Below are 26,420 nucleotides of genomic sequence, written 5' to 3' on the forward strand. Positions count from 1 at the left end.
ACAATTAACGCTAATTTCAAAATTTGAGCCACATGAAAAAACTATTTGTATCTCTTCTCTTTTGCAGCGCAGCCATCACCGTTATGGCGCAAAAGGCAAAAGTGAACAGTGCGGATGAGTATTTGAAAAGCGACAAGATCGATCAGGCTAAAGCAGATATCGATGCAGCACTTCAAAACGAAAAAACCAAGGATGACGCGAAAGCCTGGTATGTGAAAGGTAAGATCCACGAAGCACTGGCTACCAAAAACAAAAGTGCAGCAGATGCAATAGTAGCTTATGATGCCTTCAAGAAAGCGCTTGAGATCAATCCGAAACTGCCTGAAGCCCTCCTGGAGCTGAACAACCGCATGTTTAACGTGTATGCCACTATCGGGAACGCCGGTTACGGTAACCTGAATGAGCAGAAATGGGATTCCTCCTACGCTTATTTCAAAAAAGCATTCGAAGTAGCAGATTTCTATAATGGTAAAAATCTCGGTGGTTCCATTCCCCGCGATACAGCCATGGTGTTTTATTCTGGTTACGCAGCACAACAGGCTGGTAAAAAGGATGAAGCATTCGAAGGCCTGAAAGCCGCTGCTGCACTGAAATTCAAAGGTGAACCCGCTTTGTATGTTGTATTAGCGCAACAATACGAAGAACGTGGTGACAACGCCAACTGGATCGCTACCATCGACTCCGCGAAAAGGTATTTCCCTGCAGACAAACGTTTCGCTGATATGGAAATGCTGTACTATTCTAAAACTGGTAAAACCAGCGATCTCATCAACATGATGGAAAAGAAAGTACAGGAAAATCCTTCCGACTTCCCGCTGCAACTGGATTACGCTATCCGTCTGGACAACCTGGCGAATCCCCGCGATGAGAAAGGTTCCGACCTGCCAAAGCCAGCTAACTACGATGACCTGATGACCAAAGCAGAAGGTGCCTACAAAAAAGCGCTGGAGCTGAAAGCTGAAGATGCTACCGCCAACTTCCAGTTAGGTGCATTGTACTTCAATCGCGCGGTTGCGTTCAACAAAGAACTGAACGGCATGGAAAGCAAACAACAAAGCTCTCCTAAAGCAAAAGAACTGCAAGGTAAAGTAGAAGCGCTGATGAACCAATCCCTGCCTTTCTTTGAGAAAGCAGATGCTGGTTTCTCTGCACAAGGCAAACTGGAGCCAAGTGACAAACGTACTTACGAAAGCTGCCTCTATGCACTGCAAAAGATCTACGCTATCAAGAGTATGAATGATAAAGTAGAAGCAGTGAAGAAAAAACTCGAAAGCCTGAACTAAAAATCAGGTGTTTTATAAGAAAGGGCAAGGGGAATTTCTCCTTGCCCTTTTTGTTTCCCGCAACCCTCATTAGGGAATTAAATTCTACAGCTTTCCACACTGCTGTTAGGTGCAAAACGTGATGACATAATATTAACGTTAGAACCTAAGCCATTACATACCAATAACTTGCAAAGCTGTTTTTTGCAGACAAACCCAAAATAAAACTGCCTTGGCATGGTAATTACCCTTATTTAGCTGTAAGACAGTTAATTAACTCTTAACCATATCAAACATTTTATTATGGTCACACATGCAAAAACTTCCGATGCCGCGACACTGACAGACAATCGTACTGCCCGGCAGGGAAAGGAATTTAATGACGATAGAAATCGTAACCTCGAAGGTTATGATGAAAATGAATTTGATGCGGAAGATCGCCGCAAACGCGATGAAGGCGAAATTGCTGAAGAACGTCCACCGGTGAAAACACCCAGCAGAAGAGGTTTTGCAGCGATGGATAAAGAGAAACAGAAAATGATTGCCAGTAAAGGCGGTAAAGCCTCCCATGGTGGCGGCCGTAAGCCCAGCAAGAATCGTTAAAAGGAAACTTAACAGAAAGAATGGCTGGATGATACTGGTTATCATCCAGCCATTCTTCTTTTTATTCAACCCAAAATGCCTTATTTTGTTATCTCATAAAACACCTGATGAAAGCTGTAGCCGTTAACGAATTCAAAACACTCCCCTTAGTGATGGACCTCCCTGAACCCGCTGTGAAAGAAGGTTCCATCAAAATAAAACTCACCGCCGCGGGACTCAATCCTTTCGACTGGAAAACGATCGATGGTATCATGCAGGATCATATGCCACATGTTTTTCCTTTGATCATAGGCGCAGATGGTGCAGGGGTGGTAACAGAAGTGGGAGCAGGTATTACCCGTTTTAAAATCGGAGATAAAGTATACGGCCAGATGTTACATTCCCCTGTAGGCGAAGGCTCTTATGCAGAATATGTGGTAGTTCCCGAAACTGCTGCAATAACCATGGCCCCTGAAACTATTTCGCTCGAAGATGCCGCAGCAGCCCCCACAGCAGGAATGACGGGCTTGCAACTGCTGGAAAAAGCAAAACTGGAAAGCGGCCAGAGCCTATTGTTAATAGGCGCAGCAGGAGGGGTGGGCTCTTTCACCACGCAACTGGCCAATGCCAAAGGCATCCGCGTGATAGCCACTGCTTCCTCCCCGGCACAGGCAGAAAGGTTAACCACCCTGGGCGCTGCCGTTACCATAAATTACAAAGCATCTTCCCTGGAAGAAGAAGTACGCAAACTTTACCCTGATGGCGTAGACGCACTGATAGACCTCGTTGACAATAAGGAAGATTTTCATAAGATGATCACACTCGTAAAACCAGAGGGATATGCGTTAACCACACAATTTGTGGCTGATAAAGAAAGTTTAAAAGCGCAGCATTTGCATGGCGGCAATTTTGAGACAAAGAGTTCACCTGCCGCATTGGATGCATTGCGTAAAGTGATCGATGCAGGAGAAGTAAGTATTCCGGTAGATCGTAAAGTATCCCTGGAACAGGCACCGGCAGCCATTGCAGAAAGCCGTCAGGGGAAAAGTAAAGGCAAAACGATTATCGTTATTAATGCTGAATGATATCCTTAGCGCATCTGTAATCCGGTTCATTTCCCCGTTAACTCCTCTCTTACTTTCTTCGGAAGTTTTGCCACTACCAGATCGTAGGAATCCTTTGTCCATTGCAGGAGCAATTTATCAGGAATAGAACCATCAAATAACACCGTATTCCAGTGTTTCTTGTTCATATGATAACCAGGCAGTACGCCTTCATATCTCTCCCTTAATTCAATCGCCTGATCAGGATCACATTTGAGATTGGCACTCTCAAATTCTTCAATATCCGTCAACGCAAACATTTTCCCCATAACATAGAACACCAGTGTGTTTTCACCAAAAGGGAGGCCCTCTGAAGTACCAGGTAAAGACAGGCAATATTGTTGGAATTTCTCTAGATTCATAACATCAATTTAAATATTTGTTATAAGTAGCCCAACACCCTGGCAAATCCGGGATTAGCTATAACTTTATAAAGATAGATTTTTGGCGCAAGTTTTGTGCCTATGGCAGTTCTGAAAAACCACCGAGCTCACCTTTAATCATATCTAATGAAAACAGAAGCACTATATGCCCAAATAAAGGCATTGATACTATCTGACAGGATCCGGTTCCCGGATATTTTCGAGATAATTCCTGCAAAGACCGTCAGCGAGGATTGCGGCTTTGATTGGGTGATCTTCAAACACAAACTCGATAACCTCCATTTATTTACCCTTAACGAAATGATGGCCATCGCCAATACCATCAAAATACCATTCAGATATATGTTGCAACTCGTCAGAAAGGCGAGGGGAGATGAGGGTAACATTTAATTGTCATTCCATTGATAATAAATATCTTATTTTAGCATCACCATGCATTAGCCCGTTTAACCATTTAACCCGATATGCCATGACGTTACCTTTTATTGAGATTATTGAATGGGTGGAACATGACCCTAATCTGCTCATGCATAAATTTGCAGATGGTGATAAAGAAATTAAAAATGGCGCGCAGTTAACCGTGCGTGAGAACCAGGCAGCCATGCTGTTGAATGAAGGGCAGCTGGCTGATGTATTCGCCCCTGGAATGCACAAACTGAGCACGGCCAATATTCCGATTATCAGCCGCCTGAAAGGATGGAAATACGGCTTTGAATCACCATTTAAAGCAGATGTTTATTTCTTCACCACCCGCCAGTTCCTTAATCTGAAATGGGGTACACCCGCTCCGATACTTTTACGTGATCCTCAGTTTGGCCAGGTAAGACTTCGTGCATTTGGTACATTCTCTGTACGGATTGCAGATGTAGCCACCTTCTTCAGGCAATATGCAGGTACTTATCCAAGGCTCACCATCTTTGAGCTGGAAGTACAAATGCGTGATTTCATAGCACCTAAATTCGGAGAAGTGCTCGCACAGGCCAATATCTCTGTATTGGACGTAGCAGGCAATATCAGCGATCTCAGCAGGAAAATAGAACCATTACTCAAACCTTATTTCGAAAATATCGGCATTGAGTTAACCCAGTTCGTTATCACCAGTGCAACCCTGCCACCTGAAGTAACAGAATATTACGACAAAGTCACCGGCATGAACATGATCCCTGACATGAATAAATATCAGCAGTTTAACCAGGCCAATGCAATAGGCCAGGCAGGAACTGTTGCCAATGAAGGCATGCAGCAGGGCATGATGGCTGGCATCATGTTAAATACCCTTCAGCAGCAACAACAACAGCCACAGGAAGATATCACGGCAAAACTCCAGAAACTCAAAACGCTGTTTGAACAGGGATTAATTGACGAACCCGAATACAAAGCCAAAAAGGCGGAACTCATTGAAAAATTATAGTTACCCATTACATGTCTGACCAGAATAAAAAGCCCCTTAGTTTTATTGAAAAAATGAAACTGAAAGCGCAGCAGCAAATTTCCTATGGGGGAGAAGCCAAACAGGAAAGTGCTAAAGTGGATGTTACCGATTGCCCTAACTGCGGTGCCGGCAGGGCCAAACAGGATGGCATTACACATTGTGCCTATTGCGGTTTTGAATTTATCCGTGTGCAACTCGGCGATGGTATCAACATCAAAAAGGAAGATAATTCTCATGACAAATGAATTGGAAACCCGCTGGAATACTTTCCTTGGTAAACTGGAAGAAAAAGCAAACGAACTCATAGAAGGGATCCGCACAGAAGGAAAAACACTCTGGCAGGATAAAGCGGATATATACCATCAGACCTATTATCGTTTCAGAAGTGGCATGCAGGGCCAGTTGAGGTCCATCTATTCAAAAGCACGTGATACTTATGAAGCCCAGATCCAACAGCAGGGGCATCACCTGTCATCGGCCTATCATGAATGGGAGGAGCGGATCAGGCAAAAAGAAGAAGATGCAGTCAATGACGCGGAAGCAGAAGACCTCGAGTTAAAGTACCAGGAAATACTGGCGGAACATGCAGCCATAAAAGATAAATTTTCCTGTATTCAATGTGGCGGAAAACTGGTGTTGGACAAGATCTATTTTATCACCACCTATATCAAATGTGATCAGTGCCAGACGCAAAATACCTTTGAACCCTCTACCGTGGCAAAGAGCCTGGAAGGCTTATCAAAACCGCTGGCAGAGCAGCGCTGCAAGCATTTATACAATGAATACCAGCAGCATGTTCTTCATCCGCGGCATGATGATCCCCAGAGACGTACAAAAAAAGAAACCGAGGTTTCTTATTACCAAAAATACCTTCGTGGCGTATTTGATGAGGTGAATAAAATAGTGCCCGATCTGACAATACAAAATGAAAAATTCTATGAACGCCTGCTGGAAGAATACAGGAGAGATAATTTGTAACCCGTTTCACTTATATAAAAAACGCAGACCACCATGTTTAAAAAGTTGTTAAATGACCTCCTCGGGAATGAGGACGAAAAGAAACCTCAGCAGCCACAGCAGCAGGAAGCACAGCAAGCAGCACCTGCAGCGGCAGGCTTTGACCCGGAAACCTTTCATGGCCTTCATTATACAGAAGCGCAGTTTGAAGCAGAAGTAGAAAAACGCGTACAGGCTTTTGTTGCAGACAGCGATGAAGATCTGCTGGAAAATGATATCATGAACCTGCGTACCAATTTTGGTCGTGATGTTTTCACGGACTGGAATGGCTGGGACCGCTACGAGCAATTCTCCCTGGTTTGGGGTAGTAAAGTACGGGGCATTCATGCATTTGGTATCCAGAAAGCAGATGAAAGCGATCCTTTATTGCAACCCATCCATGGCGTATCCTTATATGATTATGCTGCCGCAGCCAGCAAATTGGGATCAGGTGTTTCAACAGAACAGGTCTGCAAAGCGCTGGGCATTGAATTACCGGTCTGGGATGAAATAAACGTTCTCTGGCCCAAACGTATGCAGGAAGACTCCAGCTTCCAGGTGGTCAATGTTTTTAGCCAGTATTTCGGTCAGGCTGATCAGCATCCGGTGCTGGGGAAATTAACCGCCGCCAGTTCAGGCTCCGGCGGAAATGCAGCAGGCGCCGCAAACCTGCAACGCCTGGAAGAAGACCTTTATTTCTACCATGAACTCTGCGGAGCCCGCCAGGCTGCCTATGAATATGGACTGGATGGTGCACAGTGGATCCTTGACAATTACGGCATCACATTAGGAGAGTTCCAGGGTGTAGCCGTAAAACATATGGAAAAACAAAACCAGCAGTTCAACAGCCAGGATATCATGCATTACATGAATTACCAGGACGAGAAGCAGAAAGAATACGCAGAGAAATTCGCAGCTGAGCAGGGTGGTAATGTGGCAGATGATATAACGTTTTAACTTATAAAACCTTTCCGGAAATCTTCGGGAAGGTTTTTTAAATTTGATTCCATGCAGACCAATATTCATCCGTTTGAAAAATATCCGTTTGACGTTAAGAAGCTACCGGCAGACATTCGCCGGGAAGTAGAGCATTTCGATTTTTATACGACTTCACGGGCCATCGAAAAATCAATCGTATCTGACAATTTAAGTGATTCCAATACGCTTTTATGCTGGGCCTATTTTGTCTGGATAGATGCGATGGCGATGCAAACAGGCGCCGAAATCCTGAGCAGCGGGGAGAGCGCGCTGAAAATTATTGCTGAAATCCTTGGGAAAGAACCTGGCCACAAACCATCCCTTAAGCTGCAGAAATTCATCAACGATGAAATAAAGAAGGTACATAAAGCCAATAAGTGGTACGACAAGTTCCACAATATCCCTATAGAAAGTTTGTCACTGAAAGAAGCAGAAGATTTTGCTTTTTTTCTGAGTGATTGCACGAATGAAGAGAAGTTTAAGGAAAAGGAATATCAGCTTTGGCTGAGGTTGTACAACGAGAAACCGGATGTTTATTCCACTGGCGTAAAGGAGTTCTACGGGTTCAAATTCTACTATTTATGCAGAATTTCCAACGTATTATGGCGGGATCTGAAGCGATTTGAAGAGGCGAGGCCTTTGCTTTGGCAGATCATTAACTGGCCCAGTGTTAAAGACGCCGAGCTTTATTCCTATAACATTTCAAACGCCGTTCAGTTGCTGATACTGGAGGCGGTGGACAAACGGGATGAAATTGAATTTGCCAGACTGACGGAACTGATGATCAGCAAATTCGGGGAAATCAACCAATACAGGGCTGGTCTTGGTAAAGGAGAATTGACACTGGTCCTCAGGGAGATCCCGGCGGGAAAAATATTGCAGTTTGCTTTGGAGATCGGGGACCTTAAGAATATTCGTTTGATTATGGACCATTTCTTCGCTGGAGAGGTGGTGTTAATCAGGGACGGAAGAATAAAGGAGAATATGAAGAAGGCAAAGGCGTTGATTTCCTAGAGATCGGGGAAAAGCCCCCAAGCCTATTTAACATAACATAAATATGGCTCGATAAATACTATTTGTGTAAAAGCGCCGCAAATGGCAATAAATCGCCTGCAGATAAGGCTTTCAGGATCATTCAGGGGTTATTCGGGGATTCGCTCAGGTACTCCAAAGCCCGGTCATAAGTAGCAATTTCGGGAAGATATTTGTGTCAAAAAAGCTCAAACTCGTACTACAGAAATCAGTCCAAAAATGCCTCTAAACCCGGCAAAAAGAAAAATACAATACACTCCCAATCCCCTGAAAACAAAAAAGCAGCAGAACCGAAATCCTGCTGCTTTGAAAATATTTAAAGGCCGGTTAAGCCGCTTTTTTCTCCTCATTGATCACTGCAACCCTGGGACGAAGTCTGATGATCCTCATCCAATGCATCATTTTCATCACCGGATAAGTGGGATCAAATTCATACCATTTCTGCGCGAAATTTGCACTGTCTTTATGCATATGGTGATTGTTCTGGAACAATTCACCCAGCAGAAAAATACCCCAGGGTTCAGAATTCCTGGAATGATCACCGTTCTTGAAATTGCTGTAACCATACTTGTGACCACACCAGTTAACCACAGCACCCTGTACAGGCCCCATCAGAAAATGGATCGGTAACAACAGGTACATCCACCACTGTGTAGCAAAAACTACGTAAAAAGCAACGTAGATCCCCATCCAGACAATACGTGTTGCACGGTGATCACCAAAACGGTCCATCGCATCCCATTCAGGTAATGGATCTTTCGTGAATTGAGGATCCGGAGTTTTGGTCTTTGTTTGAATACCCGCGTAAATCTGACGGGTGTGCATCATCATCTGCCAAACATCTTTGAAAAAGTGTGGCGAGTGAGGATCTTGTTCAGTATCGCTATACTCATGGTGCATGCGGTGCATAACGCCATAAGCTCTTGGAACCAGGTAAGATGAACCCTGGAAAAACCAGGTCATAAAGTAAAACACTCTTTCCCAACCTTTGCTGGTATCGTACATTTGGTGAGATGCATATCGGTGCAGGAAAAATGTATGAAAGAATAAAGACAGGAACCAGTGTGCAAAAAAGAAAATAAGGATTGCTATCATGTTAAAACCACTTCGGTAAATAAATAAAAGTGAACCGCAAAGGTAACTTAAAATGCGGGGATTGGGGCACAATTTAACTCCATGTTAATGAATATATTATAATATGATATGAAACGCAGGCCCCTACTCTATTTTAACCCTCCTCAATTCGAGCAGATTGAGGCCATTACTGCTTAATCCCGTGACATTCATCTGACGAAAACGCACGGAAATATCATAAAACAACGGTACCACACACGCATCTTTGATCACCATCTGGTCCATTTCCTGGTATAATTTATAACGAAGGGAATCATTTGTTTCCAGCATTGCTTTCTCATACAGCTGATCAAAAACAGGATTATTATACCGCGTATAATTCGGAGGCGCAGGATTTTTACTGTAGAACATCGCTAAGTAGCTCTCGGCATCTGGATAATCTGCAATCCAGCTGGCACGGAAAAATGGTATGGCTGATTTAGCGGCCTGATCTATTAAAGTACTTTTCTGGATCACTTCCACCTGGATCGTCATGCCAACTTCCTGCAACTGATTGGCCAGGTAATTGGCAAGGTCTGCATAAACAGGCTGTGTAACCAGTTTAATAGGTGGCAGGCCTTTCCCTTCAGGATAACCTGCTTCCTTTAATAATTGCCTGCATTTGGCAAGATCGTACGTATATCCCTTCACGTGAGTAGTATCGAATGAAGGCAAACCCGCAGGTACAAAACCGGATGTAGCCGGAATACCAATGCTGTTGCGCAGATAAGTCATCATTTTCACCCTGTCAAAACCATAATTGATTGCCTGGCGGACCCGGATATCCTTCAATGAGGGATCTCGTTTCTCCGGGTCCATTACAATACCAAAGTATTCTGTGTTCAGATAAGGCGCTTTGATCAACGCGATCTTTCCTTCCCATTCTTTTTTCAGATGTCCCTGTTTGGTGAGTACTTCATCTTTGAAAGAGGTTTCTATATCATTGATAAAATCCAGCTCACCCTGGCGGAACAACAGGAATTCTGTTGCCTTGCTGTCTACAAACACCACTTTCACGGCGTCAAGGTATGGTAGCCGGGTTCCGGCGGAGTCTTTTTCAAAATAGTTTTCATACTTGTGAAGGATCAATGCCTGCCCTTCATCCCAGTAATGAAATTTGAAAGGCCCTGTACCACATGGATGTTTACGAAAATCCTTGCCATATTTTTCTACTGCTTCATGCGGTATAACAGAACAATACTGCATGCTGAGGATCCCCATAATGGGATGGAAAGGTTGTATTAAAGTCAGCTGAAAGGTAGTATCGTCAATTGCCTGGAAACCAGTTGCGGGATCTACAGTACCGTTGAAGATCCAGGCACCGGGAGATGCAGTGCCGGGGTCCATGATCCGTTTGAGGCTGTAAGCCACATCCGCAGCTGTCATTTTCCGCCCTTTGCCACCGGGGAATATATCATTATCATGAAAATAAACATCGTTACGAAGATAGAAACGGTACCTGCGGCGATCCTCAGAAACCTCCCAGCGCGTAGCAAGGGATGGCCTGATATTCAGCATGCTATCCGGTTCAACTAAAGTATTATAGAGCTGGCGCACCGCCCACATAATAGCCTGGTTCTTGGCAAATGCAGGATCCAGCGTAGGAATGCCTTCCGGCTGATTATACCGGAAAACCATTTTATGCTCCTTGCTGCGTTGACCACAGGAAAACAGGAAGAGGGTAAAAAGTAAGCAATAATATTTCATATCTGCAGATAAATGCCGGAAGTAAAATAGTAATTCTGCATAGATAAACGACCAATAATCATAAAATCACCCTCCAATTCACCCATTTAAAATATCTTTCCACCCAAATCTAAACTGTAATGAGATCTCTTCTCCTTGTTCTGATATGCTTTTGCTTCCTGATGCCCGATATGCAAGCCCAGCATAAGTTCAGCCGTGCGGATACTTTGCGTGGTACCCTTACCCCTGAAAGAAGCTGGTGGGATGTTACGTTTTACGACCTGAACGTAAAACTGGACCCGGCAGATAAAATGATTTATGGTATGAATGGCATAAGCTACAGAGTATTGGAACCATCTAAAAGATTACAGATAGACCTCCAGGAACCCCTGATCCTGGATAACGCCATGCAAAATGGCAAATCCCTCAACATCACAAAAGAAGGGAACGCCTGGTTCGTAGACCTGGAAGAGCCACAGATTAAAGGTAAAGTCCGCAAACTGGTAGTTTCCTTTCACGGCAAACCCAAAGAAGCCATACGTGCTCCCTGGGATGGTGGCGTAGTTTGGGGAAAAGACTCCCTCGGACGTCCCTGGATAGCCACTGCTTGCCAGGGTTTGGGAGCCAGCATCTGGTGGCCGAATAAAGATCATCAGTCCGATGAACCGGATAGCATGCGCATTGCAGTAACTGTACCAAAAGGACTCACCAACGTTTCCAATGGCCGCCTGATCAGCAAAAGAGAAACGATGAACAACACCACTACCTTCACCTGGTTCGTAGACAATCCCATCAATAATTACGATGTAGCCCTGAACATTGGCAACTACGCACATTTCAGTGACAAGTACAATGGTGAGGATGGTAAACTCGATCTCGATTACTGGGTACTGGATTACAATCTCACCAAAGCAAAATCACATTTCCAGGTAGTGAAGCCCATGATGAAATGTTTTGAACACTGGTTCGGGCCTTACCCTTTTTATAAAGACAGCTACAAACTGGTAGAAACCCCTCACCTGGGCATGGAACATCAGAGCGCCGTGGCCTATGGCAACCAATACAAGATGGGCTACCGCGGATCAGACCTTTCCGGTACAGGCTGGGGCAAGAAATGGGATTTCATCATCATTCATGAAAGCGGTCACGAATGGTTCGGCAACAATATCACTACAAAAGATATTGCAGACATGTGGGTACACGAGAGTTTCACGAATTATTCTGAAACCATTTTCACAGAATGCCAGTACGGAAAAGATGCTGCCAATGCTTATGTACAGGGCATCCGCTCAAAGATTGCCAATGATATTCCTATTATCGGCCCTTATGGCGTAAATACTGAAGGTTCCGGCGGAGACATGTATTATAAAGGGTCCAATATGCTGCACACCATCCGCCAGGTGATCAATAACGATGAAACATTCCGGAAGATCCTGCGCGGGTTGAATAAAACCTTCTATCATAAAACAGTGACCACCCAGGAAGTAGAATCCTATATCAGTAAAAACGGCGGCCGTGATTTCAGCAAGGTATTTGATCAGTATCTCCGGCACACAAAAATACCCGTGCTGGAATATTCGATCAACAACAGGGAATTAAAATACCGCTGGGTGGCCGATGTACAGGGATTTGACCTGCCGGTGAAAGTAACCCTGGCAGACGGGAAATATTCCTTCATCTATCCCACCACAGCATGGCAAACAACAGCCATACAATTAACTGATCCAAAGAAATTTGCAGCAGACAAGAATTTCTATATCATAACCAAAGCTTTATAAAGCGCAAGAACCGGGTTGTACACGCATCAAAACAGGTGTTACTTTGAATAAAAAAACAATGCACCACTACGAAACAATTGCGGAAGCCATAAAGTACATCAATGATCATTACACGGAACAACCTTCCCTGGACGACATTGCGGCTGCAGTACATTTAAGCCCGTTTCATTTTCAGCGCTTATTTAAGGAATGGGCAGGCGTAAGCCCAAAGAAATTCCTGCAATACATCAGTTTGCAGCATGCCAAAACTTTGCTGGAAAAGAATTACACCCTGGAAGACACCACTTTTGAAACAGGCCTTTCCGGAACCAGCCGCCTGCACGATATGTTCGTGAACATGGAAGCCATGACGCCCGGTGAATACAAGAACGGCGGAGAAAACCTCCATATCAAATGCACGTTCACCATCACCCAATTCGGCATGGTATTCTTAGCGGCAACAGATAAAGGGGTTTGTAATATCCAGTTCACAGAAAGTTTCGAAAGCTCACTCGCAGAACTGCGGGCACAATGGCCTAAAGCGCAGATCACGGTGGGGGAATCTCCTATCCTTAAAACCGTGAAGCAATTCTTTACAGAAAGGAATGAAACGGTAAAGGACCTGCGTTTACATGTTAAAGCCACGCCGTTCCAGTTAAAGGTATGGGAAGCACTGCTGAAGATCCCTTGTGGCCAGGTTTCCACTTACGGAAAAATAGCAGAAAGTATTCAACATCCTAAAGCATCCAGGGCAGTAGGCACTGCTGTTGGCGATAATCCGATCGCGTATCTGATTCCCTGCCATCGTGTTATAAGATCTACCGGAATATTGGGTGGATATCACTGGGGCAAAGAAAGAAAAACAGCGATATTAGGATGGGAAGCAGCAAAGGTTATTGGCGAAAAAGCAGCAATTTAATCATACCTTTGGCGCATGCGATACAAAGTTGTAAGTATGGGCGATGCGTTAAGAGAGTATCTTAATAACAGCAGGTTTAAACCAAGGCTGCTGGAGGTTCGCATCCAGGAAAACTGGGAACAGGTAGTGGGTAAAACCATTGCCCGTTATACAGAAAGTGTACAACTCTTTGATGGCAAACTGGTGATCACTACTACCGTTGCACCATTAAAACAGGAACTGAACTACTCTAAAGACCGGATCCTCCGGTTAGTAAATGATATGCTGGGAGAAGAAGCGGTGAAGGAAGTAATGATCCGCTAACACTGATGATCAGATCTCGTTCTTAAACTTATCCATCACTCTTTGCAGGTCACTTATCGTTAAGCGGGTACGCAGGTGTACCATCACCATTTCCCCTTCTTCCTGTACTAACAGCACCAGGTTATCTAATCTGTCGCCGTCCTTTCCATCGCTCAGGAATTGTACGTGACTGCCATCAGCTGTTCTCACTTCCATCAGGGGTTCAAACTTATTTTTGGCGTAGAGGTCTTCCTTTAATTTGAGGATGGATTCGTTAGAAACAGCTGCGCCGTTATCCATTTCAATGGTGTACAATTTCACGCTTCTTACTTTCCTCAGTGCCCATTTAACATCCCTGGCTTCACCGTCAAAAGCATGACCGGGGATAAACCAGCTCACGATCCGCAATGGCAGGAAACTGAGTCCTATGCGGTGAGTTTCAGCAACATCATAATGCTGCCTTTGAAAATTGCGTAATTGTTTACGTTGTGCGTTAGCATCAATGGAGGCAAAGGCCAGGAAACAAACGAAGAGAAGGATGGAACGTATCATATAGTATAGTTTAAGGGTTCAGATTCAGACGCGATAGGAAGACGCCGTGGATGGAGGACGGCGTTTTCTTCTTTACGGTTTCTTTTTGGGAAGACTCCTGAGATTATCAAAGCCGTCAATTTTAATATCTCCCGCAATTTCAGACAGCTCGCTGAGATTGATGTCTCCAAAGATAGAGAGCGCAACAAATTCATCCGGACTGCCCACCAGCATGATGAGTTCCGCAATATTACCTTTTGCGTTTTCTTTGACCATGAATTTTACATCCGCTTCTTTATTCCGGATGGTCATCAGCTCTTCAAAATCAGATGTAAGGAATGCGGCGGCTTCTTTGAAAAGCTTAGCGCCATCTTTGGTATCTTCTTTAACGAGGATGCGCAGGCCCTTGAGTTTGCTGACTACCGTACTCACCTTTTTGAAGTCGGGATCATTGGACTGCACCGTAGAGAACATGGAGAACATCTTGGGCGTTACATTGATCACGGTAAAGGACGGATCGTTCTGGTATTTCAGGAAAAACTTCTCAACGGTACTCTGCGCCAGTGCCAGCTGTGTGCTGCAAAGCGAGATGAATATGAGAAAGAATATTCGTTTCATAATGAATGATTTGTGTTACTGTAAATTGTTGATATGCAGTTCTAGAATAGCCTTAGTTGTTATTTCCCTGGATCAGGTCTGTAGCATTGTTGAAGTAACTGAGTTTCTCCATTTGCGTTTTGCCTTTATTCAGGTTCTTTGAAATGATCGCCAGTGCTTTTTGCGTTTCTTCATAAGCAATCTTTGGATCATCGAACGTATCCCGGAAAACCATTCCGGTTTCCTCTGGTTTGTTCTTTTGCTGGAAATTGTACACGGAATGCCCTATTCCCAATGCCACCAGTAAAATGGCGGCGTATTTCATCCAGCCTTGCCAGAATGGGCGGATGATCTTTGTTTCTTCCTCTTCCCAGGGGCCACGAATCTCTATTTCCGGCAACTCCGCTTCTGCTGTATGAAAGTATTGGAACAAAGGCGCAGCTTCCTGGAGGTCTGCCGGTAAAGCATCCTCGTGGGTGGCGTAAAAGATGCGCAATGCTGCTTCATCTTCCTCGGTAGTTTCACAAGCCCAGTATTTTTCCAACAGGGCTCTGATGTTACTGTATTCCATATACATGTATATTTTGTAGTTGTTCCCGCACCTGTTTCCGGGCCCGGTGCAGGTTTACTTTTACTTCACTCATTTCAATGTTCAGTACATCTGCAATCTCCTGGTAACTCAACCCGTCTATATCTCTCAGTTGCAGAATAGTCCTGTATTTCTCCGGTAAGGCATGGATCAGGCCGTGCACCCTGCGCATCAGATCACTTTGTTCAGATCGCTGATGCGGCGTTTGTTGATGACTGGCCGGCACTTCCTGTGCCCGGTCGAGATGGTCCGTGATCCTGTACTTCTTACTCTTCAGCTTGTCCAGTGCCAGGTTGCGGGTGATGCGCATACACCACGCTTCCAGGTTCTGTAACTCTCCCATCTTTTCTTTGTTGTGCCACACTTTCATAAAAGCATCCTGAATAATGTCCTTGGCATCTTCCTCATTGCCCAGCAGCCGAAGCGCGAAGCGGAACAGCTTCTGCTTGATAGGCATTATTTGAGCAAGGAATACTTCGGACGACATTTTCAGTTTTTAGGTTTGGCGGAAGGAGATGCTCCTGTCAGCGTGCTACAATAAGAAGACGACCATGGATCACCTTTGTTACAAAATAATAGAAAATAAATATAAATTAGTTGAAGATCAATTACTTAGACTAATCCGGGGATCTACGATACTATATAATACATCGGCCAGCAGGTTGATCAGTACAAAGATACCTGCCGTGAACAATACCGCTCCCATTACCACGGGGAAGTCGAATTTTTCCAGGGCGTCCACGGTTACTTTCCCGATACCCTTCCAGCCAAAGATGTACTCTACGAAGAAAGCGCCTGCCAGCAATTCCGCGAACCATCCGGTGATAGCAGTGATCACAGGGTTCAGGGCATTCCTTAAAGCATGTTTGTAAAGGATAACCGGGCGGCTCAATCCTTTTGCATAAGCAGTGCGGATATAATCCTGGCCCAGCACGTCCAGCATGGCGCTGCGGGTTAATTGTACAATAATGGCCAGGGGCCTGATGCCCAAGGTAATGGCAGGTAAGATCAGGTGACGCAGGTTGAGGATCCTGCCTTCAAAGGGGTCGATATCAAATAAACTCCCGGTCATATGTAAACCGGTGTAATCACTCAGTACAAAACCAAACAGGTAAGCCAGCACAATGCCTGTAAAAAAGGAAGGTGCAGAGATCCCGATCACACTGGCAAATACAGCACTGGTATCCATCCAGGTGTTTTGCTTTACCGCAGAAAGGATGCCCAGCGAAATTCCCGCTATCGTGGCAAAGATCATAGCCGCCAAAGCCAGTACCAGTGTACCCGGCAAGGCTTCTGTAAGGATCTCCCAGACATCTTTTTTGCCCTGGTAACTTCTGCGGAGATAGGGGGTTTTGAGCACCAGGACCTTCTCCCCTCCTATGCCAAATAAAGCAAATCCATTCAGCGAAGTCTTTAATTCCTCCCGGGAATGAATGCCAATGGGAGAAAGATCGTTGAGATAATAAAAGAACTGCACGGCTTTGGGTTTATCCAGGTGCAGTTCTTTCCGTACATTTTCCAGGGAAGTAACATCGGCCCGCTGCCCCAATGTAAGCCTGGCAGGATCTGCCGGGAGTACATTGAAGAGCAGGAATACTACAATCACCACGCCCAGGAGAACGAGGAAACCGTAGCCGATCTTACGCAGGAAATATCGCAGCATAATGAATTATGGAATATCGTTGTAATGCCATTTACCCTTGATGGTGGCTTTATCCAGCAGTATCAGACCGGGATTTGCCCTCACTGCGGTTTTGATAGCCACACCATCCATTTGCAGGAACTGGAAATCCAGTCCGTGTTTTGCCTTGAATGCTTCTACCGCCGCTTTGTTGGAACTGGTAATGCCAAAGAGCACAATCTTACCTTCTTTGAACTGCTGCTGTAATGCCTGGATCTTTTTATCCCATCCTTCACCGGCTTTATTAACATCCAGCACCACGAAGAGATATACCGGCAAACTTTCCTTCAGCACGGCATTGTTCTGGTTATTATTATCATAGTCCGTGAGGATGAAGTCCTTGATCTCAGGCATGGCATTGCCCTTTACGATCAGCTTGTCCTTACGGTCCACATACTTCCAGGTAGAATCCTGCCAGGGATAATTCTCCTCAGAGAATTCCTGTTGTTTACCGTCTTTTTCATAGATCAGCACCGTTTTGTAAACATCCGGCCTGGAACCTGGAGGCGGTTTCATTTTCTCAACGATGTTATTACCTATTTTATAAGGAAGGCAATCCACAATGGGTAAATGTGATAAGGTATACCATTGAAGGATGATGGGGAATAATACCGCCAGGATCATTACAGCAGCCATCGGCTTTTTAGCCAGCAGTGGTTGTATACGGTTGCGGTAAATAAAGATCACCACAATCATCACCAGCAGGATAATGTCCTTCCAGAAAGATTGCTCTGCGGTTAGTTTGATACAGTCGCCAAAACAACCGCATTCCCTGATCAGGCCGCTGAATAAAGCAAACCCGGTGAGGAAGGTGAAAAATATGATCAGTAATAATAAAAGGAAAGAGAAGATGCGCATACGGTATCCCAGCAATACCGCAATACCTGCAATGATCTCAAAAGCGTTCATGATCAGGGAAAAAGCCAGGGAAAAAGGTATAAGGAAGTGCATGTGCAGTACTTCAAAGAACTCATCCATCTTATAGCTGAGGCCCAGCGGGTCGTTCGCTTTAATAAGTCCGGAAAAGATGAACAGTACGCCTACAAGAATGCGAAATAGGATCAGGATTGGTTTCATATTTTATAATTGCTCTTTTTCTTTCAAAAGTATCAGTGCAAATACGGCATAGTTCACAATGTCTACATAGTTGGCATCCATCCCCTCAGAGATCAGTGTTTTACCCTCGTTCCGGAGGATCTGTTTGATACGCAGTAATTTTGTGAGGATGAGGTCAACGAAAGATTCCTGGCTCATATCCCGCCAGGCTTCCCCGTAATCATGGTTTTTGTTTTCCATCACCTCCCGGATGAAAGCGATCTTTTCATCGTAGAGGCGGGAAACAGTTTCTACCGGCAGGTCCGTATAAGGATCATCCGGCAACTCCATCTGGATCAGGGCTATTACACCATAATTAATGATGCCCGCAAATTCCCCTTTGATATCGTCCGCCACTTTCTGCTGGCCGATCTCCTGGATGTTACGGATGCGTTGCGCCTTGATAAAGATCTGATCTACAATAGAGATAGGCCGTAATACCCGCCAGGATGTTCCATAATCCTTCGTTTTCTTGATAAATACATCCTTACAGCCCGCTATTACTTCCGCATATTGTACCTGAGTCATAATCTATTTCTATTGTCATTACGAAATAAGCCTTTTTTTACGATAAATTTGTTGTTAATCGTTCGTAATTCGTAATCGCTTAATTCGTAATTAATTTTCAATGAGTTTCAAAAATACATTATTACGTAAAGATTTTACGATCCGATGCAAAGGAAAGTTAATAGACCTCTCCCGCCCTGCTGTGATGGGGATCATTAATGTAACGGATGATTCTTTTTATGCAGACAGCCGTACCCGGGAGCTTCATCATATTATTGACCGGGCTGGCGACATGCTGGAAGAAGGAGCACTGATGCTGGATATTGGTGCACAAAGTACCCGGCCTGGTGCCCCGGAAGTAGGCGCAGCAACAGAACTGGAACGTTTACTGCCTGCCATCCATGGCATCCTGCATCATTTCCCGGAAGCCATCCTCTCCATTGATACCTACCATGCCGCCGTGGCTGAGAAATGTATCCATGCCGGGGCTGCCATGGTGAACGATGTGAGTGCCGGCGATATGGACCCTTTGATGCTTTCCACCGTGGCTAAACTACAGGTTCCCTTTATTGCCATGCATATGAAGGGCACACCGGCAGACATGCAGCACAACCCGGAATACAACAATGTTTCCCAGGAAGTACTGGATTACTTTATCCGCAAAGTAGCCCAATGCCGGGAAGCAGGCATTACAGATGTGATCATCGATCCCGGTTTTGGTTTTGGTAAAACGCTGGAACACAACTACCAGCTGCTGAAAAACCTGGAGGTGTTTAATATGCTGGAAGTTCCTGTATTGGTAGGAGTATCCAGGAAGTCCATGATCTACCGTTTGCTGGGCAATTCAGCTTCTGAGGCATTGAATGGTACTACTGTGGTACAAACACTGGCATTGCAGAAAGGTGCAGCCATCCTCAGAGTGCATGATGTAAAAGAAGCGACAGAAGCAACACGTATCATCGCTTTTATGCAATCAATTTAATGCTATTTTTGTCGATATGAAGGATGTATATCAATTTTATGGATTTGAGTTTCGTTGGCTGAATGTTGTAGACCTGCTCGTTGTAATTTTCCTGGTGATCCAGCTTTACCGCTTGCTGAAAGGCAGCCTTGCTTTTAATATTTTCATTGGGCTGCTGATGGTGTATGCTGCGTACTTTCTGGTACGTTCCCTGCAAATGCCCATCCTCACCAATATCCTGCAGAATTTTATCAACGTAGGATTGATCGCTATCATTATCATCTTCCAGCCGGAGATCAGGAAGTTCCTCCTGGTACTGGGTAAAAAAACGCCACTCAGTAAGGATAGTTTCTTTACAAAACTCTTCCTGCCAGACCGTTTTAAAAGTTATAAAGAAGAAGAACTGATGATCAACGAGATCATCACGGCAGTGGGCCATATGATGGCAACACAAACAGGTGCGCTGATCGTAATTGCCACTACCTATCGTGTGAAGTTTGATACCGCCTCCAGTATTGCGATAGATGGTAATATCAGTGCCAAGCTCATAGAAAGTATCTTCGAAAAGAACAGTCCTTTGCACGATGGCGCACTGATCATTGTAGGTAATAAAATACTGGCTGCAAAAGTGATCCTGCCCGTATCGGAGAATCCCAACCTGCCCACACGCATTGGTATGCGTCACCGTTCAGCAGTTGGGATCACAGAGCACAGTGATAACCTGGCGCTGATCGTTTCTGAAGAAAGAGGTACCGTATCTTATGCCAAAGATGGCCAGCTGGTACAGAATGTTTCGCTGGAAGAATTGAAGGTGAAGATGTATGAAGTGCTGGTAGATGGATATTAAAAAAATTACCAAAATAAAAGAGCCGCTAAACATTTAGCGGCTCTTTTATTTTGAGCCAGCCCTATAAATACAAAGTCCCCCGATTATCTCGGGGGATCTATGTTTGGGGGGATGACTCTAATATAAAATGTCTTAGCTATGTCTTTTATTTCAATTTAACCGGCAGGTTCAACTGCTGCACACTCACTGTATAATTCCCTGCCTCCAGTGTGTGTAACTGTAAAGTATACACCCCCTTTTTATGTCCACCCTCTAAAGGGATCATTCTAACCGGCATCTGTTGCTCATTATAAATGGTGCATTGCACTGTACCTCTCTGTTGTTCCATAGCAGGAACCTGGATACAAACAGTACCTTCCCCTGAAGGAAGCTGTTGCATTACAACATTGTTTGTGAGCATGGTTAATACTAAACTCCAGATATACATAAAGAACCTTTTTGGATTGATAAACAACGGTTCTTTACAGGAGACGATTATTTGATTGGATACACAAATATACAACTAATTATATCCGTATGGAATCGTATTTGTTAAAACGATGTTAAGCAGTCGGGGCGCGGGTTATAACCTATTCCTAGAAAGCATCTTCAAAATGCATGATCTCCTCATTAACAGTTACAGCAATAATATCAAAACGTATTTCATTCGGTTGCAGGTTATATTGCTGCATGTATTTATCTGCCGCTCTTCTGATCAACTGCGCTTTGTTCGCATGCACTGCTTCCTCCGGCATACCAAAATATTGTGTGCTCCGGGTTTTCACTTCTACAAATACTAATACATCCTGGTAACGGGCAACAATATCCAGCTCAAGTTTCCCGTACGTCCAGTTGGTATGGAGCACTTCGTATTTCTTTTGACGAAGATGACTGGCGGCAAGCAATTCACCCTTTTTCCCTACTTCGTGATGATAAGCCATTCGATTTTTCTATTTTTACAACTTAACAATGGAATCATGAGCAACCGGAAATTATTTTACCTGAATGGCAAGGTACAACATTATGCCTGGGGAGGTTTCACCTACATCCCGCAACTACTGGGACTGCCGGCATCTGAGCAACCCAGCGCGGAATACTGGATGGGAGCACATCAGAGTGCACCGTCTACCTTACAGGCCTCATCCGGCCCTTTGTTATTAAATGCCTATATAGCAGAAAACCCTGCTGAGGTATTGGGCACAAAAGCTGCTGAACGTTTCGGCGAACTGCCTTACCTGTTCAAGATCCTGGATGTGAAGGACATGCTCTCTATCCAGGTGCATCCTACCAAAGCAGAAGCAGAAAAAGGATTTGCTGCTGAAAATGAAGCGGGTATTCCCCTCACGGCATCCAACCGCAACTATAAAGATGCCAATCACAAACCGGAGATCATGGTAGCCCTCAGCGATTTCTGGCTGCTGCATGGTTTTCTGCCGGAACCACAACTGAAAAAAGTACTGCAGACGGTACCTGAACTGCAGTCGTTCGCCCCGGTCTTTGAAACAGAAGGATACAAAGGTTTATATAAAGCAGTAATGGAACTGCCACAGGAAGAGATCAATACCCTCCTCCGCCCGCTGGCAGAAAGGGTACTCCCCTCCTATGCCGCAGGTACCCTGGAAAAAAGCGATCCCGCTTTCTGGACGGCCCGCGCCATTTCAAATGATCCGGAAGGCCTGAACCGTCTGGACCGTGGCATCTTTTCCATCTACTTCTTCAACATCGTGAACGCCAAACCCGGAGACGCCGTATTCCAGGATGCCGGCATTCCCCATGCTTACCTGGAAGGTCAGAATGCGGAGCTGATGGCCAATTCAGACAATGTGTTACGTGGCGGGCTTACTCCCAAACATATTGATGTGGAAGAACTGCTAAAACATACCCGTTTTGAAGCAGTACAACCCAATATCCTCAAAGGAGAATCCATCCATAATGGCCAGGAACGCATCTATCCTACCCCTGCACCGGATTTTGTGATCAGCCAGATCAGCCTTAAACCCGGTGAAGTATATCAACATACCGCCGCCGCTCCTGAAACATGGATCGTATTAAACGGGGAAGGCGTGGTAAAAGGCTCTGCAGAACTGCCCCTGAAAAAAGGCACTTCTGTATTTGCTGCCATCGGGGAAAGTTACACCCTCACGGCCACGACTGAATTAAGCGTGTTTAAAGCATCTATTCCTTAATTGATTATATTTGTACTGTCAACAAAAGCAGCATCTTGCATGAAGAAAGAAACTACATCTAAAGTACTCCTGATCGCAGGCCTTATTTTTCTGACCATCCTCGGACGGTTGTTTACCAATTACATGCAGATCTACAACTTCACTGCTGTAGGCGCAGGTGCATTGTTTGCAGGAGTTGTGTTCAAAGATAAACGTTATGCTTACCTCGTTCCACTGGTAGCTCTCCTCCTGAGTGATGTGTTCTTTGAACTGTTCACAGAGATCCAGGGTTTCTATGGCAGCGGAGAACAGCTCTTTGTTTATGGCGCTTTCATACTCACCACCTTTATTGGTACCCGTATTAAGAAAGCCAAACCCGGTAATATCCTGCTCGCATCTATTGGTGCGGGTGTGCTGTTTTTCCTCTTATCCAACCTGGGCACATTCATTTTCAGGGACACGTATCCGCATACCTTCAGCGGCCTGATGACCTGCTACCTTTCTGCCATTCCTTTCTACAAGAATAGCCTGTTCGGTAGCTTTGCCCTGAATACCATAATGGGGAATGTGTTTTACAGCGGGATCCTTTTTGGAGCTTATGCTTTACTGAAACCAGTGTTCGTAAAACAGCATGAGCAACAACAATTAGCGTAAGAGAACTGATCTAAGATACCAGCCGTTTCAGCTATGCTGGAACGGCTTTTTTTTATGGGGTTCCTATAAGATTCCAATGCTTGACATAGGCTCGACATAGGGTCAGGATTCGTTACTCCTTTGTTGGAGGGACCTTATGTCATTGTTACCGGATAGAAGGATTGAAATGTCAGTGGGTGGGGATAACTACGCTTTATGTCTACTTTATCTCTACTTTATGTATGCTTTATGTATGCTTTATCTCCCATTGAAGGAACCAGTATTCCTCATGCCTCACCTTCGTAAACCCGGGCAACTGCACCGGCACGGCAAACAAAGGGCAATCCACTACTACAGTATGGAACTCCCCGTTCTCCCCGCATACATCCACGCCTTTCTCCTCCAGTTCCGCTATCAGCACATCATCCAGGATCCGGCCCAGGAAACTTTCCCCCAGATGGGTATTACAGGATACGATCATACACCGGATCCCTTCCTGCAACATGCGGTATACCAGCAATTTACGTTCCAGTTGCCACAAAGGTAAAAGGGCTTCCAGCCCGGCAGCAGCACATACCTTTTCCTCCCAGTCCCGGTGCGCCTGCAGATCAATATCTCCAAACACGGCAGCGGAAGCAGCATACTCCTGCTTTAAGTCTTTTAACTGTGTAACAAAGTTGGCTTCGTAATCCTGCCAGCTGCTGGCAATGGTAGTAAGCGGCAAACCGGCTGCGGCAGCCTGTTGTTGAAGGATGGAGGAAGGGAGGCCATGGGACCGGGAGATCTGGCCGTTTTCATTCATCACATTCAGGAGTGCAACCGGACGGTAACCCTGTTGCACAGCCTGCATGAGTGCGAAACAGCTATCTTTACCGCCGCTCCAGGAGCAAATAATATTAGTCATGTAATTTGAGAAGAAATGGGAACGTTCTGCGATCCGGTTATGCCGGCCATCTGAATTTGAGAAGAAATGGAAACTTTCTGCCATCCAGCCATGCAAAAGAACACTTCTCTTCTGCAGCCAGGTTATGTTCGTCATCTAAATTTGAGAAGAAACCAGCACTTCTTTCCGCATGCCGCCTCTGCCTCTAATCATCCAGTTTCAACACAGCGAGGAACGCTTCCTGCGGCACCTCTACGTTACCGATCTGACGCATCCGTTTCTTACCCTCTTTCTGCTTTTCCAGCAGTTTACGCTTACGGGAAATATCACCACCATAACATTTGGCAGTAACGTCTTTCCGCATAGCGCTGATGGTTTCACGGGCTACGATCTTAGCGCCGATAGCTGCCTGGATGGCAATCATGAATTGCTGGCGTGGCAACAGTTCTTTCAGCTTTTCGCAGAGTTTGCGGCCAAAATCATGTGCACGGCTGCGATGGATCAATGCGCTGAGGGCATCCACCTTCTCACCGTTCAGCAGGATATCCATTTTAACGATATCACTGTCGCGGAAGCCGATAGGGTTATAATCGAAAGAAGCATAACCGCGGGTCTGGCTCTTCAGTTTATCATAGAAGTCAAAAACGATCTCTGTGAGCGGCAATTCAAAGATCAGCTCTACGCGTGTGGTAGTGAGATAGCTCTGGTTCACCAGGATACCTCTTTTACCCAGGCAAAGCGTCATGATATTACCGATGTAATCAGGTTTGGTGATGATCTGTGCGCGGATGAACGGTTCCTCAATGCGTTCCAGCTTAGTGGGGTCCGGCATTTCCGCAGGGTTGTTCACAATGATCACCTTTTCCTTTGTATCGTATGCAATGAAGCCCACGTTCGGAACCGTTGTGATAACGGTTTGATTGAATTCACGTTCTAAACGTTCCTGGATGATCTCCATGTGCAGCATGCCAAGGAATCCGCAACGGAAACCAAAACCAAGTGCCTGTGAAGTTTCCAGCTCGTAAGTAAGGGAAGCATCGTTCAGCTGGAGTTTGTCCATACAATCCCGCAACTCCTCGAAATCTTCTGTTACTACAGGGAAAATACCGGCAAATACCATCGGCTTCACCTCTTCAAAACCATCAATGGCAGTCTCGGAGGGATTGTTAGCCAGGGTAATGGTATCCCCTACTTTTACTTCTTTGGCGTTTTTGATACCGGTAATAATGTATCCCACATCCCCGCAGTTCACCGTATCCCTGGGGAGCAGCCCCAGGCCAAGGATCCCTACTTCTGCCGCTTCATATTCCATGCCCGTGTTCACGAACCGGATCTTATCACCTTTTCTAATACTGCCGTTGAAAATGCGGAAATACGCAATGATACCTCTGAAAGAATTGAATACACTGTCAAAGATCAGGGCTTGCAATGGTGCTTCCTGTTCTCCTTTAGGAGCCGGAATACGATGTACAATAGCCTCCAGGATCTCTTCAATGCCTATGCCGGACTTACCGGAAGCCAGCAGGATATCTTCTGGTTTCACCCCGATCAGTTCAATGATCTGGTCTTTTACTTCCTCAATCATGGCACCTTCCATATCGATCTTGTTGATCACGGGAATGATCTCCAGGTCGTTTTCGAGGGCCAGGTACAGGTTGGAAATTGTTTGTGCCTGGATACCCTGTGCAGCATCTACCAGCAGCAGCGCACCTTCACAGGCCGCGAGCGCGCGGGAAACCTCATAGGAGAAATCCACGTGGCCGGGGGTATCGATCAGGTTAAATATGATCTGTTCGCCATTTTTGGCGGTATATTTCATTTGAATAGCATGGCTCTTGATGGTGATACCTTTCTCCCTTTCGAGGTCCATATCATCCAACACCTGCGCCTGCATGTCGCGATCGGAAATGGTATTGGTAAATTGTAATAAACGGTCCGCCAGCGTGCTCTTACCGTGGTCAATATGTGCAATAATGCAAAAATTCCGGATATTCTTCATATAATACAAGATCAATCACGAATTAGCCTCAAATTGTATCAATCTTTAATTCGTAATTGACAATTCGCAACTGTGATAAGCTGCAAAGGTATTAAATTTTAGACTTCTTTCATGTGTGGCTACCCTCTTATTGCGTCTATTTCTTTACATTTAATACAAAAAATACACCATGGCACTGCAACAATTATTTGAGGAGGCGGTAGCAACCAGCAAAACACTGGACACCAAACCGGATAACGACATCCTGCTGCAATTGTATTCTTTATACAAACAATCCACAGAAGGAGATATTAACATTGAGCCGCCTGCCAATATGTTCGATTTTGTTGGAAAAGCCAAGTTTGATGCATGGACCAATCTGAAAGGAAAAAGCAAGGAAGACGCTATGCAGGACTACATCAACCTCGTGAATAAGTTGAAAGGATGAA

Annotated in this window: 31 protein-coding genes; 17 read left to right on the top strand and 14 right to left on the bottom strand. The window is 45.1% G+C overall.

Annotation, left to right across the window (positions count from 1 at the left end):
* The first annotated feature begins 32 nt into the window (after nucleotides 1-32).
* The 3 genes from AAHN97_RS10580 (at nucleotide 33) to AAHN97_RS10590 (ending at nucleotide 2,929) form a co-directional block, all read left to right on the top strand.
* Nucleotides 33-1,283 (top strand): hypothetical protein, encoded by a 1,251-nt coding sequence (locus AAHN97_RS10580; RefSeq protein ID WP_343307571.1) that lies wholly within the window; start codon nucleotides 33-35, stop codon nucleotides 1,281-1,283.
* 282 nt (nucleotides 1,284-1,565) lie between these two features.
* On the top strand, nucleotides 1,566-1,865 hold the full coding sequence (locus AAHN97_RS10585; RefSeq protein WP_343307572.1) for a KGG domain-containing protein: 300 nt from the start codon (nucleotides 1,566-1,568) through the stop codon (nucleotides 1,863-1,865).
* Between the two features lie 107 nt (nucleotides 1,866-1,972).
* Nucleotides 1,973-2,929 carry an NADP-dependent oxidoreductase gene (locus AAHN97_RS10590; RefSeq protein WP_343307573.1) on the top strand — a complete coding sequence of 319 codons (957 nt, stop codon included), beginning with the start codon at nucleotides 1,973-1,975 and terminating at the stop codon, nucleotides 2,927-2,929.
* A 26-nt stretch (nucleotides 2,930-2,955) separates the two neighbouring features.
* Here the strand turns inward: AAHN97_RS10590 and AAHN97_RS10595 are convergent, their stop codons facing one another.
* Complete coding sequence (locus AAHN97_RS10595; protein ID WP_343307574.1) at nucleotides 2,956-3,309, bottom strand: MmcQ/YjbR family DNA-binding protein; 354 nt, start codon at nucleotides 3,307-3,309, stop codon at nucleotides 2,956-2,958.
* A 147-nt stretch (nucleotides 3,310-3,456) separates the two neighbouring features.
* Between AAHN97_RS10595 and AAHN97_RS10600 the strand changes: the two genes are divergently transcribed.
* From AAHN97_RS10600 to AAHN97_RS10625, 6 genes are all read left to right on the top strand, one after another.
* The gene (locus AAHN97_RS10600; protein ID WP_343307575.1) at nucleotides 3,457-3,720 is read left to right on the top strand and encodes a hypothetical protein; all 264 of its coding nucleotides are present in this window, start codon (nucleotides 3,457-3,459) and stop codon (nucleotides 3,718-3,720) included.
* Between the two features lie 79 nt (nucleotides 3,721-3,799).
* Nucleotides 3,800-4,741, top strand: a complete 942-nt coding sequence (locus AAHN97_RS10605; RefSeq protein WP_343307576.1) for an SPFH domain-containing protein — start codon at nucleotides 3,800-3,802, stop codon at nucleotides 4,739-4,741.
* Nucleotides 4,742-4,752: 11 nt separating this feature from the next.
* Nucleotides 4,753-5,007 (top strand): hypothetical protein, encoded by a 255-nt coding sequence (locus AAHN97_RS10610; RefSeq protein ID WP_343307577.1) that lies wholly within the window; start codon nucleotides 4,753-4,755, stop codon nucleotides 5,005-5,007.
* Nucleotides 4,997-5,740, top strand: coding sequence for a hypothetical protein (locus tag AAHN97_RS10615; protein WP_343307578.1), 744 nt, complete (start codon nucleotides 4,997-4,999; stop codon nucleotides 5,738-5,740). The genes AAHN97_RS10610 and AAHN97_RS10615 overlap by 11 nt, the downstream gene beginning before the upstream one ends.
* A gap of 33 nt (nucleotides 5,741-5,773) precedes the next feature.
* Complete coding sequence (locus tag AAHN97_RS10620; RefSeq protein WP_343307579.1) at nucleotides 5,774-6,715, top strand: DUF6620 family protein; 942 nt, start codon at nucleotides 5,774-5,776, stop codon at nucleotides 6,713-6,715.
* A 51-nt stretch (nucleotides 6,716-6,766) separates the two neighbouring features.
* The gene (locus tag AAHN97_RS10625; RefSeq protein WP_343307580.1) at nucleotides 6,767-7,750 is read left to right on the top strand and encodes a hypothetical protein; all 984 of its coding nucleotides are present in this window, start codon (nucleotides 6,767-6,769) and stop codon (nucleotides 7,748-7,750) included.
* A 345-nt stretch (nucleotides 7,751-8,095) separates the two neighbouring features.
* On the opposite strand, the gene AAHN97_RS10630 is transcribed toward AAHN97_RS10625, so the two are convergent.
* Both AAHN97_RS10630 and AAHN97_RS10635 read right to left on the bottom strand, forming a co-directional pair.
* Entirely contained in the window at nucleotides 8,096-8,863 is a 768-nt protein-coding gene (locus tag AAHN97_RS10630) for an acyl-CoA desaturase (RefSeq protein WP_343307581.1), read from the bottom strand.
* Nucleotides 8,864-8,986: 123 nt separating this feature from the next.
* On the bottom strand, nucleotides 8,987-10,588 hold the full coding sequence (locus AAHN97_RS10635; protein ID WP_343307582.1) for an ABC transporter substrate-binding protein: 1,602 nt from the start codon (nucleotides 10,586-10,588) through the stop codon (nucleotides 8,987-8,989).
* Between the two features lie 119 nt (nucleotides 10,589-10,707).
* On the opposite strand from AAHN97_RS10635, the gene AAHN97_RS10640 reads away from it, so the two are divergent.
* Genes AAHN97_RS10640 through AAHN97_RS10650 form a run of 3 tightly spaced genes read left to right on the top strand, consistent with a single transcriptional unit; the run spans nucleotide 10,708 to nucleotide 13,546 of the window.
* Nucleotides 10,708-12,345 carry a M1 family metallopeptidase gene (locus AAHN97_RS10640; protein ID WP_343307583.1) on the top strand — a complete coding sequence of 546 codons (1,638 nt, stop codon included), beginning with the start codon at nucleotides 10,708-10,710 and terminating at the stop codon, nucleotides 12,343-12,345.
* Between the two features lie 43 nt (nucleotides 12,346-12,388).
* Nucleotides 12,389-13,243, top strand: a complete 855-nt coding sequence (locus AAHN97_RS10645; RefSeq protein WP_343307584.1) for a bifunctional transcriptional activator/DNA repair enzyme AdaA — start codon at nucleotides 12,389-12,391, stop codon at nucleotides 13,241-13,243.
* A 15-nt stretch (nucleotides 13,244-13,258) separates the two neighbouring features.
* Nucleotides 13,259-13,546, top strand: coding sequence for a DUF721 domain-containing protein (locus AAHN97_RS10650; RefSeq protein WP_074238571.1), 288 nt, complete (start codon nucleotides 13,259-13,261; stop codon nucleotides 13,544-13,546).
* 9 nt (nucleotides 13,547-13,555) lie between these two features.
* Here the strand turns inward: AAHN97_RS10650 and AAHN97_RS10655 are convergent, their stop codons facing one another.
* From AAHN97_RS10655 to AAHN97_RS10685, 7 genes are all read right to left on the bottom strand, one after another.
* Complete coding sequence (locus AAHN97_RS10655) at nucleotides 13,556-14,077, bottom strand: DUF4252 domain-containing protein (RefSeq protein WP_343307585.1); 522 nt, start codon at nucleotides 14,075-14,077, stop codon at nucleotides 13,556-13,558.
* 72 nt (nucleotides 14,078-14,149) lie between these two features.
* Nucleotides 14,150-14,674, bottom strand: coding sequence for a DUF4252 domain-containing protein (locus tag AAHN97_RS10660; RefSeq protein ID WP_343307586.1), 525 nt, complete (start codon nucleotides 14,672-14,674; stop codon nucleotides 14,150-14,152).
* 52 nt (nucleotides 14,675-14,726) lie between these two features.
* Nucleotides 14,727-15,224 carry a hypothetical protein gene (locus AAHN97_RS10665; RefSeq protein ID WP_343307587.1) on the bottom strand — a complete coding sequence of 166 codons (498 nt, stop codon included), beginning with the start codon at nucleotides 15,222-15,224 and terminating at the stop codon, nucleotides 14,727-14,729.
* Complete coding sequence (locus AAHN97_RS10670; RefSeq protein WP_343307588.1) at nucleotides 15,211-15,729, bottom strand: RNA polymerase sigma factor; 519 nt, start codon at nucleotides 15,727-15,729, stop codon at nucleotides 15,211-15,213. Before AAHN97_RS10670 ends, AAHN97_RS10665 begins: the two co-directional genes overlap by 14 nt.
* Before the next feature lie 117 nt (nucleotides 15,730-15,846).
* Nucleotides 15,847-16,905, bottom strand: coding sequence for an ABC transporter permease (locus tag AAHN97_RS10675; RefSeq protein ID WP_343307589.1), 1,059 nt, complete (start codon nucleotides 16,903-16,905; stop codon nucleotides 15,847-15,849).
* Between the two features lie 6 nt (nucleotides 16,906-16,911).
* Complete coding sequence (locus AAHN97_RS10680) at nucleotides 16,912-18,000, bottom strand: BT_3928 family protein (protein ID WP_343307590.1); 1,089 nt, start codon at nucleotides 17,998-18,000, stop codon at nucleotides 16,912-16,914.
* A 3-nt stretch (nucleotides 18,001-18,003) separates the two neighbouring features.
* Nucleotides 18,004-18,546, bottom strand: a complete 543-nt coding sequence (locus AAHN97_RS10685; protein WP_343307591.1) for a DUF1599 domain-containing protein — start codon at nucleotides 18,544-18,546, stop codon at nucleotides 18,004-18,006.
* A gap of 100 nt (nucleotides 18,547-18,646) precedes the next feature.
* Here AAHN97_RS10685 and folP point away from each other — a divergent pair, with 100 nt between their 5' ends.
* The gene (gene folP, locus AAHN97_RS10690) at nucleotides 18,647-19,507 is read left to right on the top strand and encodes a dihydropteroate synthase (protein ID WP_343307592.1); all 861 of its coding nucleotides are present in this window, start codon (nucleotides 18,647-18,649) and stop codon (nucleotides 19,505-19,507) included.
* A gap of 16 nt (nucleotides 19,508-19,523) precedes the next feature.
* Complete coding sequence (locus tag AAHN97_RS10695; protein ID WP_074238580.1) at nucleotides 19,524-20,333, top strand: diadenylate cyclase; 810 nt, start codon at nucleotides 19,524-19,526, stop codon at nucleotides 20,331-20,333.
* A gap of 145 nt (nucleotides 20,334-20,478) precedes the next feature.
* On the opposite strand, the gene AAHN97_RS10700 is transcribed toward AAHN97_RS10695, so the two are convergent.
* Together AAHN97_RS10700 and AAHN97_RS10705 are read right to left on the bottom strand one after the other, a co-directional pair.
* Entirely contained in the window at nucleotides 20,479-20,760 is a 282-nt protein-coding gene (locus AAHN97_RS10700) for a hypothetical protein (RefSeq protein ID WP_343307593.1), read from the bottom strand.
* A 148-nt stretch (nucleotides 20,761-20,908) separates the two neighbouring features.
* Nucleotides 20,909-21,253, bottom strand: coding sequence for a YraN family protein (locus AAHN97_RS10705; RefSeq protein ID WP_343307594.1), 345 nt, complete (start codon nucleotides 21,251-21,253; stop codon nucleotides 20,909-20,911).
* Nucleotides 21,254-21,289: 36 nt separating this feature from the next.
* Here AAHN97_RS10705 and manA point away from each other — a divergent pair, with 36 nt between their 5' ends.
* The gene (gene manA, locus AAHN97_RS10710; RefSeq protein WP_343307595.1) at nucleotides 21,290-22,498 is read left to right on the top strand and encodes a mannose-6-phosphate isomerase, class I; all 1,209 of its coding nucleotides are present in this window, start codon (nucleotides 21,290-21,292) and stop codon (nucleotides 22,496-22,498) included.
* Nucleotides 22,499-22,537: 39 nt separating this feature from the next.
* Complete coding sequence (locus AAHN97_RS10715; RefSeq protein ID WP_343307596.1) at nucleotides 22,538-23,131, top strand: DUF6580 family putative transport protein; 594 nt, start codon at nucleotides 22,538-22,540, stop codon at nucleotides 23,129-23,131.
* A 226-nt stretch (nucleotides 23,132-23,357) separates the two neighbouring features.
* Here the strand turns inward: AAHN97_RS10715 and AAHN97_RS10720 are convergent, their stop codons facing one another.
* Nucleotides 23,358-24,149, bottom strand: coding sequence for a diphthine--ammonia ligase (locus AAHN97_RS10720; protein WP_343307597.1), 792 nt, complete (start codon nucleotides 24,147-24,149; stop codon nucleotides 23,358-23,360).
* Between the two features lie 49 nt (nucleotides 24,150-24,198).
* Nucleotides 24,199-25,992, bottom strand: a complete 1,794-nt coding sequence (gene lepA / locus AAHN97_RS10725) for a translation elongation factor 4 (RefSeq protein WP_343307598.1) — start codon at nucleotides 25,990-25,992, stop codon at nucleotides 24,199-24,201.
* Between the two features lie 169 nt (nucleotides 25,993-26,161).
* Between lepA and AAHN97_RS10730 the strand changes: the two genes are divergently transcribed.
* Entirely contained in the window at nucleotides 26,162-26,419 is a 258-nt protein-coding gene (locus tag AAHN97_RS10730; protein ID WP_343307599.1) for an acyl-CoA-binding protein, read from the top strand.
* Nucleotide 26,420: the final 1 nt, after the last annotated feature.

The sequence above is a fragment of the Chitinophaga niabensis genome, from assembly GCF_039545795.1.
In the GTDB taxonomy this organism is placed as follows: Bacteria; Bacteroidota; Bacteroidia; order Chitinophagales; family Chitinophagaceae; genus Chitinophaga; species Chitinophaga niabensis_B.